The sequence below is a fragment of the Pseudomonas sp. PDM16 genome, assembly GCF_014851865.1.
Classification (GTDB): Bacteria; Pseudomonadota; Gammaproteobacteria; order Pseudomonadales; family Pseudomonadaceae; genus Aquipseudomonas.
On record NZ_JACVAM010000005.1, the window covers coordinates 437185 to 451277 of the forward strand.

The following is a 14093-nucleotide window of genomic DNA, read 5'->3' on the forward strand; positions in this document are numbered from 1 at the left end:
TGGTCCTGATGAATATCCCCAATCTGCTCACCTTGCTGCGCGTCGCTCTGATTCCCGTCTTCATTCTGTTCTTCTATCTGCCCTTTTCCTGGAGCTACTGGGCGGCAAGTGCGGTATTCGCCCTGGCTGCTGTCACCGACTGGTTCGATGGCTATCTGGCTCGGCGCTGGGAGCAGAGCACCCCCTTTGGCGCCTTCCTCGATCCGGTGGCAGACAAACTGATGGTAGCGGTGGCGTTGGTGCTGTTGGTGGAAGAGCACGCCAACCTCTGGCTGACCCTACCGGCGGTCATCATCATCGGGCGCGAGATCGTCGTCTCCGCGTTGAGGGAGTGGATGGCGGAGCTCGGTGCGCGCGCCCATGTAGCTGTATCCAACCTGGGTAAATGGAAAACCGCAGCGCAGATGGTTGCGTTGGTCATATTGCTCGGTAATCCACCGCAGTTGACCATGTGGGTGGGCGCTGGCTACGTTCTGTTGATCATCGCCGCCGGTCTGACACTTTGGTCGATGCTGCAGTATCTGTTGGCCGCCTGGCCGCACCTGAGCATTCATACTGAAAAGAAATAAGCTTTTTTGAATCAAGGGGTTGACGCGGCGTTACGATTCTATAGAATGGCGCCCGTCACCAAGACGCGGGAATAGCTCAGTTGGTAGAGCACGACCTTGCCAAGGTCGGGGTCGCGAGTTCGAGTCTCGTTTCCCGCTCCAATTTGTTGACGTTGACGCCGCGGTAAGCGGCGTCTTCGTTTGAGGCCGATTAGCAGAGTGGTTATGCAGCGGATTGCAAATCCGCGTACATCGGTTCGATTCCGGTATCGGCCTCCACTATGAAAAGCCCCGCAGACTCTAGTCTGCGGGGCTTTTTCTTTGCCTCTAGAAAAGCCCCCAGTTTCCGCAACTATCTGGATCGTTTCCGCAACTGCCCGGCTACTTCGTCGGGTTCATGACCTCGCCGATGCGCCGGTATCGAGATGGAGTTCAACGACGAAGAGTCTGTGACGCTGAGGTGGGGGCTTCGGTGGATGGAGAGCAGGTGGTGGAAGAGGGGCGCTACGGGCGGCAGAGGAGGAGGTGCTGTTCTAAGAACCGAAAGAGCTCCCAAAAGCGGACTTTAGGTCAGTGCCACGCAGGGAGGGCAGCCATGAAGTGAGTTCAGGGTAATCATCCGCTGGCTGGCACATGCCCCGGTGACCTCGTGCTAACGATTTCTGACGTGCGCGATCGTGAACCGGCGCCCATCAATGAGAAGACCGCAGCCTGACTGTGCGAAAGCTCTAGTTCGCTGCTTCACGCGCTGTTACATTTTTTCGCCGGCATCGGATGCCGATGCCATTTTTTACAAGGAGCGTTTATGAAATTCCGTTTTCTTCCCATGCTTGCTGCCGCCGTGGGTGTTTTACTCGGATCTGGACACGCGTCTGCGGATACGAAGGTCGTGTGCGAGAACCTGAACCTTCGAGGCCAGGGCTACCTGCTGATTGAGGATGGGATCATTGCCGGGTCTTCATGCCCCAATGGCAAGTACGCAAGGTGGTCTACGCCTTACAACGGCCTTGTGATTATTGCCGCCCACCAGCTGGAAGGACTCATCCCGCCTTATGCCGGCGTGAAGGTACAAGCCGTTCCGGGGAAGCAAAGCAAGGTCACTATCAAGCAGGTAGTGGATGGCCTTGTCGCATGCTCGGCGCCGGTGGTTCGCCCCGCCGGCTTCTTCACTAAGCCCTATGGTCGCCTCAACATTTGCAATCAGAGTGGCACGGTGCCCGACTCGGTTACCTACTACCAGCACGTATGGGTAGAGCTGGCGCGACCCGCTGGTAAGCCGGGCGAGCTGCGGGTGAAGCTGAACAGCAACTACGTTGGCGTAGGCCGCAACTATACGATCACCACCACATCGAGCCTGCACGGCGGCACGACGACTATCATCAAGAATGCGCTGACTGCCAGCAAGAACTACACTATCGGCGAGCTTGGTCCAGACTTCCTGGCTCAGGCGAAGCAGGGCGCCACCTTTACCTTTAAGGTCGAGCTATTTGAGGGCATTGCCTCCGCCGCCCGATACACCATGACGGCTACCGGCCAGGAGATGGTGAAGAACTGAGTATCAGACCATCCTGACCGCCCAGATCGAAGCCCGGCCGCAGTGTCGGGCTTTTTGTTGGCGGCTCGATGAGCTGTGGCAGGTGGCGTTTCGGTAAAGCCGGTGCACACGGTTGCACGGCAGAAATGAAAAGCCCCGCGGAGGGCGGGGCTTCAATCCTGGCTTCGGAGGCCTAAGCGCACTGCTTATCTTCCTTTCAGCCTCTATTTGTATCTTTAAATCGTAATTCTTACTGCGTTTTTTCAATGTGATTGATCAGGACAAGTAGATCCTTAATGGTGCTTGACTCTTTCATGATTTCTAAAAATAAGCTCCGTATAGCCTCATCAGAGGCCTTATGTACGGCGTTCTCTTCAGACTCCCATTTTTTATGGTTTCGTCTGAAAGGCCCAAAAACTCTCTGAGTGTCTTTCTGGACATCCTCAGTTCTGAACGTAAAAACGGAACTCGTCGCCGGATAGTAAGGTTTCCTTCGACGCTGACCGAGTGGGGAGTCATCCTCGGCATCGTGACGGCGATCCTCACCTTCGCCGCACCACCATCGGGACGAGCACAGGCATGATCGCCAAGGCTATTTATTGAGCTGTACCGCTAAAGGTTACGAGGCTGGCGCCGCTAAACAACAAGCGAAGTGTTAGATGGCTTGATTCGTAGCATCGTAAGCGCGATGCCTGTTAGCTGGCCGAAATCCAAATACAGCCTGCACAACTGTAAGGCGATCAGGGGAAGATCCGTTGTATGGTAAGCATACCCAAGTTCACCTCCTTCTCTGTAGTTGACCCCGCGTCAAATAAGTTGCTGCGAGCGACTGAGATAGATGTAGAGAGAACTGTTGGTGTGGACGAGGTTACAAAGGAAGAGGTAACAATAGAAACCAGCAATGTTCGAATTAGTGAAGAGGCTTACGATAAATTAAAATTCGAGAGACAAGCAGAGCTCATAAAAAGTCAGAAAGCCAACTCTGAGAGCTTGGTCATCTCACAGGGTGTGAAGATCGATAACCCGAATGTACTCAGCGAGGAAGAAAGCAAAGCATTGCTGGATAGCCTCAATGAGGACCCTCTAACTAGGATGTACCGGGAAATAGATGAGCGCCTTCAGGTTATAGATGGGGCTACCGCTGAGCTGCGCACTACCACAGAGAAGCTGGATCATGCCTATGACGGCCTTATGGAGCGAATTGGTCAGCACCGGCCTGACATCGCGAGCAAGTCATTTGGCTTCAGTATCAATGCCGAGAGCAGGATCGTTCTTCTAGATGGCGATAGTTTGAATGCCGAGCAAGCTGACTACTTGGAGAAAGTTCTTAACGGCTCAAATGCGTTGGTAAGCGGCGCTATTGATATTGCCAATGCTCATATCTCGCTGACAGAGGCCGAGTGGTGGAGCAGAGGGCTTGTCTTCAATCGTGACAACTACGCAAAGACCATTGATATCGGAGCGGACCTTTCCTACAGGCGCGCGGCCAAGACACTCCCTCGTGGTGCCGATTACATTCCGCCAGCACCTGTTAATGTTCAGGATCACTGGCGACAACAGCTGGCTAATAATGGCGAAAGAGCCCGTTATTAATCTGTGTCCAACTGTTGGGCGTCGATGTTTGGAGCGCGAGATACTTAGGCTGCCTAATGATTCCTTTGTTTATCAGGCCTTATGGGGGAGTCGTAGCGCCTTGGTACGGTGACCGCAGATGTTGCCGCTGCTTGCTTGGAAAGCAATGACGACCGCTGGAAAAGAGTTATATGTAGTTCCATCAGGGCACTTGGGGCCCATGCCGAAGGCAAAGCCCAGGATAACTATGAGGAATGCTGCAGCACCTACATAGCCGAGTGTTTTTATGATCAGTTTCATGCGTCCTTGCCTATGTTGTCTTAATCGTCCATTTCGCTAGTGGACGCTTACACCGTCCCCATTTATGCGTGATATCCGATCCGTCTCGCAGTCATTCATATCTCGATGCCGCTATCATCAAAAGCCCGCATTCCGCGGGCTTTTGATCGAGTTGTCTATTGTGCAGCGTCGCAGGCCTCAATGGCCTGCAGACGCAGATCACTGTCAGATATTCGTAGAACCCGCCTCATGCAGTCGTCATAGCTGGAGCCAGAGAGAACTGGCGTTGCGACGTCGGCTGGTTTCTGCACAGGTAAACGCTGACCGTTTCCAAATAGCCGGCCACCGCTTGCGACGCAATCGAATTTCTCGGGGGCCTTGAGGCGAACAGCCATTCCCCATATCTGCGGTCTTGCGGCCCCCCACGGTATTGGGGCTATTTTCATCTTCATCCGTTTGTCGTACACCGTGTCGGCACCCACCGTACGAACTTTGTCCGCCAGGGTGTTTTCCACTGTTGCAAAGCTGCCGTATGTGTACATGTTGCCAACGGCCCGCCCCAGAAAGGTGTACTCGGTCCCTTCAGGCAGCGGTCCGGGCAGAAGGCATACGGGCCCCATATAGGGCGGTAATGCAGGCATGGAGCCTTCCCATTTCTGTACGCTGGCTTTGGGGGCGCAGCCTGCAAGGGTGAATGCCGCTGCGGCCGCAACCCCGATTCGTATCAGTTTCATGAATTCCTTCCAGGTCAAATGGCTGCGTCGCAGGTACTCATGGACTGCAAGCGAAGCTGTTTGTCGGTGATCTTCAGCACGCGCCGCATGCACTCGTCATAGCTGGGGCGGGTTTTTTGTGGGGTAGTCGCATGGGCTGCTGGCGTTGTCGGCTCGATGGGGCGTCTGCCAGCTAGCGCAGCAGCCATCTGCTCATCGCTCAGAAGCTCCTGGAGCACCGCGGTGCCGGCCACGATGACGTGGTTGATGGCACCACGATGTTTGGCGGTCTTCGAGGCCAGAACGGCGCCGCTATGATCGATCACCTCGGCGGTTACGTCATAGTCGAAGCGGACGCGCATGTAGGCATCGCTCTTCCAGTCTCTCAAGGTCATGCGCAGCATCAGGTGGTCAGGGCTGCTGGCTTTATAGGTGCCTGGGAGCACGGCTTTGGCGGTGAGATAGTCTCGCCTTAGTGCCGTCATCGTTGCCTGTTCGAGATCGCTGGCCAGGTCGAATCCACTGACGGTGGTGATGTTGTATGGGACATAGGCCAGCGCTCGCATCACGCCTACGAAGTTCGGTTTCTTGTTTCCCGAGATCACATAGGGGCGTTGGTCGAGTACCAGTACCTCGATTCCTTTCTTTTCTACGGAAGGGGGGAGCGATATGGACGGCACCGATGCTCGGTAGTCGATCCTGTTGCCAGCGGCGCAGCCGCCAAGGAATATGGAGAAGACAAGTACTATCCCTGTAACAAACCGGCTCACGACTGATTCCTGTGATGGTGAAATGCCATGATTCTACGTGTGGCGAGCGGGCATGCGGTAAAAATGTGACAGCGCCTCCGCAGTATCGCTACTCACATGTTCCAGGGTGGCGGCGGCTGAGCGATGCCAGCGTCTTAGCTGATAGTGGCAGGCACGGGCGTGCCAGGCTCAATGCAGCTCTGCCTAGCCTCCAGTTGAAAATTTCGGCGGGGCTTTTTCATGGGAGCTCGTGCTTCTACAATCGCGACCCCAGCTTTCGACTCTTCAGCATGAGCATCTGCCGCGTTCATCCCCTGGCTTATCAGGCCAATCCCGCCGCCTACTTTTCCCTTGTTCGCGACGAGCCAGGTGCGGTGCTGCTCGATGCCGGTCGCCCGCAGGCGGAAAGAGGGCGGTATGACCTGCTCAGTGCCTGGCCTATCGAGGTATATGCGCCCGAGCAAGGGGAGAGTGGGCAGTTGTTCTTTCAGCGCCTGCGCGACGGTCTGATTGCCTTGGAGCGGGCCGATGCGCCCACCGATATCGAGTTGCCCTTCACCGGTGGATTGATTGGTTACCTGGCCTATGACTTTGGTCGCCGTCTCGAGCAAATGCCGGGGAAAGCAATCGATGACCTGAGTCTGCCCGACGCGCGCTTTGGTCTCTATGGCTGGGCTTTGGTCAGCGATCATGAGCGTCGGACCAGCCAGCTGGTTTTCCACCCGCGCTTGGAGCCTTCCGAGCGAGAACGCCTGATCGGGCTGTTCGAGTCAGGAGCGGCGCCAACGGCAGCGGCGTTCTCGCTGAAGCATGGCTTTCGCGCCGACCTCGATCAGGATGAGTATCGAAATGCCATAGAGCGTATCCAGGCATACATAGCCGCTGGCGACTGCTACCAGGTGAATTTCGCCCAGCGCTTTCAGGCTGCGTGCGAAGGGGATGCCTGGAGTGCCTACCTGGCGCTCAGGCTGGCCTGTCCAACGCCCTTTTCGGGCTATCAAGCGCTGGAGGGGGGCGGGGCGATTCTCAGCCTGTCTCCGGAGCGGTTCCTTCGAGTCAGCCAGGGGCGGGTGGAGACTCGGCCTATCAAGGGTACGCGCCCGCGTGGGGGCGACCCTGTGGAGGATCGGGCAAACGCGGAGGAGCTGCTGGCCAGTGCCAAGGACCGTGCCGAGAATCTGATGATTGTCGATCTGTTGCGAAATGATCTGGGGCGCAGCTGCAGCACCGGCTCGGTGCGAGTGCCTGAGCTGTTCGTGCTTGAGAGCTATCCCAATGTGCACCACCTGGTCAGTGCCGTGACGGGGGAGCTGAGTCCGGACAGGGACGCTCTGGATCTGGTCGCCAGCAGCTTTCCTGGTGGCTCCATTACCGGTGCGCCGAAGATTCGCGCGATGCAGATCATTGACGAATTGGAGCCGACGCGCCGAGCGGTCTACTGCGGATCGCTGCTCTATCTGGACGTACGAGGTGAGCTGGACAGCTCGATTGCCATTCGCAGCCTGTTGATCAGCGAAGGCGTCGTCAGCTGCTGGGGAGGTGGAGGTATTGTCGCCGACTCGGAATGGTACCTGGAGTACCAGGAGTCCATCACCAAGGTGAGGGTTCTGCTGGAGGCGCTGGAGTCACTGTAATGCGGAGGGGCTCGGTCCAGCCCGCCGGAGGGCATCCGGCGGACCGAATCAGACTCAGGCGCGGCGGCGGAACAGCGGCAGTGGCTGGTCGGTGGAGGCCTGGTAGACCTCGCCGAACTCCTCGAAGGCCTTCAGCGCATCGATCGGGTCCTTGTCCGCACGCAGGGCGAAGGCGTCGAAGCCAACTCGCTGGTAGGAGAACAACTGGTCGCGCAGCACGTCACCGATGGCGCGCACTTCACCCTTGTAGCCATAGCGGTTGCGCAACAGGTAGGCGCTGGAGCAGTGGCGGCCGTCCGTGAAGGCGGGGAAGTTCAGTGCGATGACCTGGAAGCTGTCCAACTGATCGGCGATTTCCTCGATTTCCTCGCCGGCCTCCAGCCATACGCCCAGACCTCCGTCGCGGGCTTTGAGGGCGTGAGCGTGCTCGCGCCACAGGGCCAGCGGCACGATCAGGTCGTCGCAGTTGCTGATGGTATCGAGTGTGGCGTCCTGCGGCAGCAGGTGCCAGGTTTCATCGATCACCTGACCGTTCTTAATGATTCGCTGCATAGACGCGCTCCTTGAACGGGTCGATTCCGACGCGGCGGAAGGTATCGAGGAAGGTTTCTTCTTCGGTGCGGGTTTCGACGTAGACCTTGATCAGCTTGTCGATCACGTCGGCCATGTCGTCCTGGGCGAAGGATGGACCGAGAATCTGCGCCAGGCTGGCCTCGCGGCCGGCGCTGCCGCCGAGGGACACCTGGTAGAACTCCTGGCCCTTCTTGTCCACGCCGAGGATGCCGATGTGGCCGACGTGGTGGTGACCACAGGCGTTCATGCAGCCGGAGATGTTCAGGTCGATGTCACCGATGTCGAACAGGTAGTCCAGGTCGTCGAAGCGGCGCTGGATGGCTTCGGCCACCGGGATCGACTTGGCGTTGGCCAGCGAGCAGAAATCGCCGCCCGGGCAGCAGATGATGTCGGTCAGCAGGCCCACGTTTGGCGTGGCGAAGCCCTGCTCGCGCAGCTCGCCCCACAGGGTGAACAGCTGCTGCTGCTCGACGTCGGCGAGGATGATGTTCTGGTTGTGGCTGTTGCGCACCTCACCGAAGCTGTAGCGATCGGCCAGGTCGGCGATGGCGTCCAGCTGCTTGTCGGTGACATCGCCTGGCGCTACGCCGGTGGGCTTCAGCGACAGGGTGACGGCGATGTAGCCCGGCTTCTTGTGGGCGAAGGTGTTGCGTTGCCGCCAGCGAGCGAACCCAGGGTGTTCAGCGTCCAGGGCGGCCAGCTCGGCATCCTGGTCGGCCAGGGCGACGTAGGCCGGGTCGACGAAATGAGCAGCGACGCGGGCGACTTCGGTCTCGGTCAGGGTGGTCGGGCCATCCTTGAGGTGAGCGAACTCGGCATTCACCTTCTCGGCGAAGACTTCCGGAGTCAGCGCCTTGACCAGGATCTTGATGCGCGCCTTGTACTTGTTGTCACGACGGCCATAGCGGTTGTACACGCGTAGGATGGCGTCGAGGTAGCCGAGCAGGTGCTGCCACGGCAGGAACTCGTTGATGAAGCTGCCAACGATCGGGGTGCGGCCCAGGCCGCCGCCGACGGAGACGCGGAAGCCCAGCTCGCCGGCGTCGTTCTTCACCGCTTCCAGACCGATGTCGTGCACCTCGATGGCGGCGCGGTCGCTCACGGCGCCGTTGACGGCGATCTTGAACTTGCGAGGCAGGTGGGTGAACTCGGGGTGGAAGGTCGACCACTGGCGGATGATTTCGCACCAGGGGCGCGGGTCGAGGATCTCGTCCTTGGCCACGCCGGCGAACTGGTCGGTGGTGGTGTTGCGGATGCAGTTGCCGCTGGTCTGGATCGCGTGCATCTGCACGGTCGCCAGCTCCGCCAGGATGTCCGGTACATCTTCCAGCTCCGGCCAGTTGAACTGCACGTTCTGGCGGGTGCTGATGTGGGCGTAGCCCTTGTCGTAGTCACGAGCGATCTTGGCCATCATGCGCACCTGCTTGGACGACAGCAGTCCATAAGGCACGGCAACGCGCAGCATGGGCGCGTAACGCTGGATATAAAGGCCGTTCTGCAGGCGCAGGGGGCGGAACTCCTCACCGGAGAGTTCGCCGGCCAGGTAGCGGCGGGTCTGGTCGCGGAACTGCTTGACGCGGTCCTCGACGATCCGCTGATCGTAGTCGTCGTATACGTACATAGGGGTCCTGTGGGTCAGGCTACTGCTTCATCAGGCAGAAATTGGCTTTTTCGCGCGCACGGTAAACGCGCTCTTTATCAGGGCCGGGCAAAGATATCAGTTCGTGAATATTCGAAAAAATGAAGTTTCCATATAAGTACATAGCTAAAGTAGATAAGCGGACTGACTTGAGCCTGGGGCGAGGCTGGTCTTAACTCTGGTGGCACCCATAACCACAACAAAGGGGACCGCCATGACCGAGCCGAGTACTTCGGATGACAAGGACAGCGTCGTCGACGCTTGGGCCATATTCATGCTGATCTTGCTGGTGGTCAGCACAGCTGTCTTCTGGGTCAGCCATCAGTAGCCGATTCATAAGTCGAGAAAGGCCTGGCACGGGTGACCGGAACCGGCCTTTCTTGCAGGCTGACGCGGGAGGAGGGGGCCGCTTGGTCCGTCGATGCGCTATATAATGCGCCGCGATCATGCCGAGCCTGGACTCTTCAACGTGTTTTCGCGTTTCTTCCTGTTCTTCTTTCTCTGCCTTTTCTGCGCTGGCACTCAGGCCACGTCAGTGGTTTTCCTCAATCCCGGCTTCTCCAGCGAGCCGTTCTGGGTTGCCTACAGCGACTACATGAAAGATGCCGCCAGCGATCTAGGCATGGACCTGGAAGTGCTCTACGGCGAGCGCGACAACCACACCATCATGCGCAATGTGCATGACGTGCTGCAGCGACCGACCAGGCCTGACTATCTGTTGTTCGCCAACGAGCAGTACCTGGGGCCGGAGATCCTGCGTCAACTGGGCGATACCGGCATCCGCCTATTCGCTCTCCATAGCACGTTGACCGAAGAGCAGCAGCGCCTGGTGGGTGGCCCGCGGGAGAAGTACGGCAACTGGATCGGTAGCCTGGTAACCAATGACGAGGAGGCTGGCTACCTGATGGGCAGTGCGCTGTTGGCGCAGGCCAAGCCTGGCGAGGAGCTGCTGGCGTTCTCTGGTGTGAAGAACACCCCTTCGGCGTCGCTGCGCGAGGCAGGCCTGCTGCGGGCGTTGGGCGAACACCCTCAGGTGAGGCTGCGCCAACTGCTCTATGGCGAGTGGAAGCACCAGCGGGCTTATGAGCAGGCGCGTGCGCTGCTGCCGCGTTATCCCGCGGTGACGATGGTCTGGTCGGCCAATGACGAGATGGCTCTCGGTGCCATGCAGGCGGCTCAGGAGCAGAATCGGCATCTGCGTTACACGGCGCTGAACAACTCCACTCAGATTCTTCAGGCGCAGGCCGAGGGCAAGCTGGCGGCGCTGGCAACCGGGCACTTCATTCTCGGCGGTTGTGCGCTGGTGATGCTGTTCGACTACGAGGCGGGTCAAGACTTTGCTAAACGGGGCGGAGCGGCGCAGGTAGCGCGCCTTTTCCGGCTGGTCGACGCGCGCGAGGCCAAGGTGCTGAGGGCCCGTCTGTCCAAGCCTGACCTGCACCTGGACTTCCGTCGTTTCAGCGCCACCCGCCATCCGGCGATGAAGGCGTACTCCTGCTCCATCGATGCCTTGCTGCGCTGAGCCTCAGACTCCGGCCAGGTGCAGCACCAGCCTGACCAGAGCGAACAGCACCACCACGAACATCGAAGTGAACAGCACGCCGAGCAGGATGAAGTGGCTCGGCTTGCCGCGGCTGAAGTCGCGTGCCCTGTTCTTACCGCTCTGCACACCGAAGGCTGCTGCCAGGACGCTCTGCAGCATCTCGCGGAAGGTCAGCGGCTTTTCGTCGTCATCGTTCTGTAGGTCCATTGGACACCTCCTGCGCTGAGCTTAGCCCAGGCGGTGGGATTCACAGCTCCGCATCTAGTGCCTGCACCCGTTTGCGTTCCAGTTCATCGAAGCGACTGGCCTGCAGCTCGGCGACCGCTGCCTGCAGGTCGGTGTCGCTGAGTCCGGTGGCGCGCAGGCGATTGCGCTCGCTGGCGTAGTCGGCGAGGCGTTGTTTCCAGGCGGCCTGCTGGCGATCCAGTTCGGCCAGGGCATCGGCGGCCTCGCTGCCCAGTTCCTGTTCACGTAGCTGGCGAATCTCCTCGGCACTGGCGCCGCGTGCCTGCATGGTCTGGGTGGTTGCATACAGATCGCCATGGCGGGTGCTGGCGGCGCGGGCATCGCGGATTTCGTCCGGAAGTTGCAGATCCAGTTCGTCTACGGCCTGCTGCCGCTGTTCCTCGCTGAGACTCTGCTGGCCCAGTGCCAGGCGCTGCACCATGTACTCGTCCTCGGCGTTGTCGCGGGCGAAGAACACCGCGTATTCCTCGGCGCTGAAATACTGCTGACGAACGGCATTGAGCGCGTCCAGGCGCTGGCGCAGAGCCGCGGGCTCCAGGGCTCCATCGGCTTCCGGCAGGTTTTGCAGGGCGATGCGGTAGTCCACGTAGCGTCGCAGCAGGTTGCGCGCCTGATCCAATGCTGGCCCCTTCAGCTGGGCGGCCAGGTCCTGGTGGATGCGGGTCAGCACCTTGTCCAGGCCTTCTTCCTCGCGACCGGCCAGGTAGAAATCGAACAGGTGCAGCAGGTCGGATTGCAGTACAAGGTTGCCCAGCTCATCCGTGGCCAGGGTCACGCCGTGACTGGCACCTTGTAGCGATGGCGGTAGCGGGCCTGGATCAACCAGGGTTGTGGTCGGTGCCGCTCGCAGTTGCTGGTTGAGGGCGCTGGCCTCGCGGCTGCGTTCATCGCTCGGCAGGCTGGCGATGAGGGGGGCGGATTCAGAAGTCGGGGTGGGAAGTGGCTGTGGGCGATAGAGCAGCAGCGTACCGCCGACCACCATCGTGCCCGCGGCCAGTGCGGCCAGGATGAGCTTGCTGGACATGGAGGGTTCCTCGAGACGGGCATGGCGTGGGAGGGGCGCCATGCCCGCGTACGACTACAGACCGAGGTTCTTCAGGCGGTTGGCCTGGCTCTGGAACAGCGTCTTCGGGTTGGTCTCGAACAGCGACACCAGACCCAGGACCTGGTTGGTCACGTCCAGGTGGTTCATGGTGTAGTTGTCTTTCAGGACCTTGCCGAAGTGGCTGGAGCAGCGGCCAGTGACGCCGTCATTGGACTCGGTGAAGGCCAGCGACGTGACGGTGAACAGCGGGTCGGAGATGTCCAGCACGTTGGTCAGCGGGGAAGTGCCGCTCATGGAGTAGAGGCGGATGCTGTTGCCGTTCAGGTTGACCGTCTCCGGACCCTCCCCGCACGAGCTGGTCGGGACGCCGACCGGGTAGCGCTGGTTGTTGGTCGCGGCGCCGTTCTTGTTGAACTCGGCGAGCATGGCGCGCACGTCCGAGGTGCTCTTCTTGTTGTTCGACAGCAGGTTGACCAGGTTGCCGACGGAGTTGGCGAACACGTCGAACGCTACCCCGCGTAGACTGCCGGCCGGCGCCACGCCGGTGGCGATGTCAGCCATCGGCGAACCCTTGTGCGGCGAGTTCAGGGTGGTCACCGAAGCCACCAGGTCGGGGCGGGTGTTGAGCACGTAGCGCGCGGTGAGACCACCCTGGCTATGGCCGATCAGGTTGAATTTCTTGACGCTACCGCCCGATGCGGCGCGGATTTGCTCCAGCTGCGCGATCAGCGATTCACCGCGCTTGGCCGAACTGTCGAAGGCATTGATCTTCGGTACATGGACCTTGGCGCCCTGGCTCTGCAGGGCGCTGGGGATCTGGTACCAGTAGTCGATGCCGGCGATGGTATCGAAGGCGAAAATGCCGGGGACGAGGACGATGGGGTTCTTGGTCTGCGACTGGGTGTTGGCCAGGGCAGGGAGGGACGCGCACAGGCCGAGAGTGGCCAGCGCCGGGATTAGCAGCTTCTTCATGGTGAGTACCTGTGTGTTCGTTTTTTGTTGTTGTATCTCCGCACACAGCAGCGGAGGTGGCGGCCATCAAAGCACCCGGACACGTGGCCGGCTTGTAAGAACTGATGAAATCCACCCGATGGCACGTAAATAATTGCGACCCCGTTGGCAGATGGACTTTCATCGTCGGCTCGCCTGTGGTAACCCTGCCGCCCACAAGAACAACAAGAACAGGGCGAAAAACGTCCATGACCATGCCTCCTTGCGATGCGCCGGTCCTGCTGTATCTGTGGGATAAGCGGACCTTCTACCTCAGCACCTTCGACGAGCCTCTGCTCCTGTCGCAGGCCGCCGCCATGCTGCTGATCGCACTCGACGAAGAGCTGCTGATCCACTGTCACCACGACACGCTTTCTTGCCGCAGCGCCTTGATACCCGCGGGCCTCGAGCTGACTGTGGACAGTCGTCATTCGCGCGTCGCGATCTGTTATCTGGACGTGTTCGGTGAGGACCACGCGCTGCTGCTACCGCGCATGAGCGATCTGCAGGGGAGCGTGCATGTCGGTTTGAAAGACGAGGCGAACTGCATTGCCGGCTTCGATGATCTGCACCGACGCAGCGCGCCGCCGCCGGAGGTCTACGACTGGCTGGAGCGGCTGATCAACCCGCGCCTGGAGCAGCCTGCCGGCTTTACCGTCGACCCGCGTATCGCCCGTGCCGTGCATTTGATCAAGGCCGACGTGTCGTGCAACCAGTCCATCGAATTTCTCGCTGAGCAGGTCGGCTTGTCGGTACCGCGCCTGACCCAGCTGTTCCGCCAGAAAATCGGCATTCCGATCCGCCGTTATCGCCAGTGGCACCGGTTGTTCGTCACCAGTGTGGGCGTCGCCCGCGGCATGAACCTCACCGATGCCGCGATGGCCGCGGGCTTCACCGATTCGGCGCATTTCAGCCATACCTTCCGCAGCATCATCGGCATGAGCCCGTCCGCCGTGCTGGCCCAGCCACGTGGCATTCGCCTGTTCGCCGGCTGACGAATCGGGCAAGCTGCGGGCATCCATTCCGGC

General features: G+C 59.7%; 14 protein-coding genes and 2 tRNA genes. 8 read left to right on the forward strand and 8 right to left on the reverse strand.

Features of this window, described 5'->3' with window-relative positions; all coding sequences use genetic code 11:
- Nucleotides 1–8: 8 nt before the first annotated feature.
- The 5 genes from pgsA (at nt 9) to IB234_RS19235 (ending at nt 3675) form a co-directional block, all read left to right on the forward strand.
- A complete protein-coding gene (pgsA, locus tag IB234_RS19215; protein WP_192320916.1) occupies nt 9–569 on the forward strand; it encodes a CDP-diacylglycerol--glycerol-3-phosphate 3-phosphatidyltransferase in 561 nt (186 codons plus the stop codon).
- A gap of 65 nt (nt 570–634) precedes the next feature.
- Nucleotides 635–710 (forward strand) — tRNA-Gly (locus tag IB234_RS19220).
- A gap of 43 nt (nt 711–753) precedes the next feature.
- Nucleotides 754–827: transfer RNA gene (locus IB234_RS19225), tRNA-Cys, on the forward strand.
- Nucleotides 828–1353: 526 nt separating this feature from the next.
- Nucleotides 1354–2103 (forward strand): hypothetical protein, encoded by a 750-nt coding sequence (locus IB234_RS19230; RefSeq protein ID WP_192320918.1) that lies wholly within the window; start codon nt 1354–1356, stop codon nt 2101–2103.
- A 738-nt stretch (nt 2104–2841) separates the two neighbouring features.
- Nucleotides 2842–3675, forward strand: coding sequence for a hypothetical protein (locus IB234_RS19235; RefSeq protein WP_192320920.1), 834 nt, complete (start codon nt 2842–2844; stop codon nt 3673–3675).
- A 72-nt stretch (nt 3676–3747) separates the two neighbouring features.
- Here IB234_RS19235 and IB234_RS19240 read toward each other — a convergent pair whose 3' ends face one another.
- From IB234_RS19240 to IB234_RS19250, 3 genes are all read right to left on the reverse strand, one after another.
- A complete protein-coding gene (locus IB234_RS19240; RefSeq protein WP_192320922.1) occupies nt 3748–3954 on the reverse strand; it encodes a hypothetical protein in 207 nt (68 codons plus the stop codon).
- A gap of 155 nt (nt 3955–4109) precedes the next feature.
- Nucleotides 4110–4667, reverse strand: a complete 558-nt coding sequence (locus IB234_RS19245; protein ID WP_192320924.1) for a hypothetical protein — start codon at nt 4665–4667, stop codon at nt 4110–4112.
- 14 nt (nt 4668–4681) lie between these two features.
- A complete protein-coding gene (locus IB234_RS19250; protein WP_192320926.1) occupies nt 4682–5416 on the reverse strand; it encodes a hypothetical protein in 735 nt (244 codons plus the stop codon).
- A 269-nt stretch (nt 5417–5685) separates the two neighbouring features.
- Between IB234_RS19250 and pabB the strand changes: the two genes are divergently transcribed.
- Nucleotides 5686–7029, forward strand: coding sequence for an aminodeoxychorismate synthase component I (gene pabB / locus IB234_RS19255; RefSeq protein WP_192320928.1), 1344 nt, complete (start codon nt 5686–5688; stop codon nt 7027–7029).
- A gap of 54 nt (nt 7030–7083) precedes the next feature.
- Here pabB and IB234_RS19260 read toward each other — a convergent pair whose 3' ends face one another.
- Both IB234_RS19260 and IB234_RS19265 read right to left on the reverse strand, forming a co-directional pair.
- Complete coding sequence (locus tag IB234_RS19260) at nt 7084–7581, reverse strand: DUF934 domain-containing protein (protein WP_192320930.1); 498 nt, start codon at nt 7579–7581, stop codon at nt 7084–7086.
- On the reverse strand, nt 7565–9223 hold the full coding sequence (locus IB234_RS19265) for a nitrite/sulfite reductase (RefSeq protein ID WP_192320932.1): 1659 nt from the start codon (nt 9221–9223) through the stop codon (nt 7565–7567). Before IB234_RS19265 ends, IB234_RS19260 begins: the two co-directional genes overlap by 17 nt.
- 451 nt (nt 9224–9674) lie before the next feature.
- On the opposite strand from IB234_RS19265, the gene IB234_RS19270 reads away from it, so the two are divergent.
- Nucleotides 9675–10763, forward strand: a complete 1089-nt coding sequence (locus IB234_RS19270) for an ABC transporter substrate-binding protein (RefSeq protein WP_192320935.1) — start codon at nt 9675–9677, stop codon at nt 10761–10763.
- Nucleotides 10764–10766: 3 nt separating this feature from the next.
- Here the strand turns inward: IB234_RS19270 and IB234_RS19275 are convergent, their stop codons facing one another.
- Genes IB234_RS19275 through IB234_RS19285 form a run of 3 tightly spaced genes read right to left on the reverse strand, consistent with a single transcriptional unit; the run spans nt 10767 to nt 13047 of the window.
- A complete protein-coding gene (locus tag IB234_RS19275) occupies nt 10767–10991 on the reverse strand; it encodes a DUF2970 domain-containing protein (protein ID WP_192320937.1) in 225 nt (74 codons plus the stop codon).
- A 40-nt stretch (nt 10992–11031) separates the two neighbouring features.
- Complete coding sequence (locus IB234_RS19280) at nt 11032–12054, reverse strand: lipase secretion chaperone (protein WP_192320939.1); 1023 nt, start codon at nt 12052–12054, stop codon at nt 11032–11034.
- Between the two features lie 54 nt (nt 12055–12108).
- Nucleotides 12109–13047, reverse strand: a complete 939-nt coding sequence (locus tag IB234_RS19285) for a triacylglycerol lipase (protein WP_192320941.1) — start codon at nt 13045–13047, stop codon at nt 12109–12111.
- A gap of 227 nt (nt 13048–13274) precedes the next feature.
- On the opposite strand from IB234_RS19285, the gene IB234_RS19290 reads away from it, so the two are divergent.
- The gene (locus IB234_RS19290) at nt 13275–14060 is read left to right on the forward strand and encodes an AraC family transcriptional regulator (RefSeq protein ID WP_192320943.1); all 786 of its coding nucleotides are present in this window, start codon (nt 13275–13277) and stop codon (nt 14058–14060) included.
- Nucleotides 14061–14093 lie beyond the last annotated feature (33 nt).

What these genes read in the sequence shown, in the direction of transcription:
- pgsA (WP_192320916.1), top strand. Translation starts at nt 9, where the DNA reads ATGAATATCCCCAATCTGCTCACCTTGCTGCGCGTCGCTCTGATTCCC.
- IB234_RS19230 (WP_192320918.1), top strand. Translation starts at nt 1,354, where the DNA reads ATGAAATTCCGTTTTCTTCCCATGCTTGCTGCCGCCGTGGGTGTTTTA.
- IB234_RS19235 (WP_192320920.1), top strand. Translation starts at nt 2,842, where the DNA reads ATGGTAAGCATACCCAAGTTCACCTCCTTCTCTGTAGTTGACCCCGCG.
- IB234_RS19240 (WP_192320922.1), bottom strand. Translation starts at nt 3,954, where the DNA reads ATGAAACTGATCATAAAAACACTCGGCTATGTAGGTGCTGCAGCATTC.
- IB234_RS19245 (WP_192320924.1), bottom strand. Translation starts at nt 4,667, where the DNA reads ATGAAACTGATACGAATCGGGGTTGCGGCCGCAGCGGCATTCACCCTT.
- pabB (WP_192320928.1), top strand. Translation starts at nt 5,686, where the DNA reads ATGAGCATCTGCCGCGTTCATCCCCTGGCTTATCAGGCCAATCCCGCC.
- IB234_RS19260 (WP_192320930.1), bottom strand. Translation starts at nt 7,581, where the DNA reads ATGCAGCGAATCATTAAGAACGGTCAGGTGATCGATGAAACCTGGCAC.
- IB234_RS19265 (WP_192320932.1), bottom strand. Translation starts at nt 9,223, where the DNA reads ATGTACGTATACGACGACTACGATCAGCGGATCGTCGAGGACCGCGTC.
- IB234_RS19270 (WP_192320935.1), top strand. Translation starts at nt 9,675, where the DNA reads ATGCGCCGCGATCATGCCGAGCCTGGACTCTTCAACGTGTTTTCGCGT.
- IB234_RS19275 (WP_192320937.1), bottom strand. Translation starts at nt 10,991, where the DNA reads ATGGACCTACAGAACGATGACGACGAAAAGCCGCTGACCTTCCGCGAG.
- IB234_RS19280 (WP_192320939.1), bottom strand. Translation starts at nt 12,054, where the DNA reads ATGTCCAGCAAGCTCATCCTGGCCGCACTGGCCGCGGGCACGATGGTG.
- IB234_RS19285 (WP_192320941.1), bottom strand. Translation starts at nt 13,047, where the DNA reads ATGAAGAAGCTGCTAATCCCGGCGCTGGCCACTCTCGGCCTGTGCGCG.
- IB234_RS19290 (WP_192320943.1), top strand. Translation starts at nt 13,275, where the DNA reads ATGACCATGCCTCCTTGCGATGCGCCGGTCCTGCTGTATCTGTGGGAT.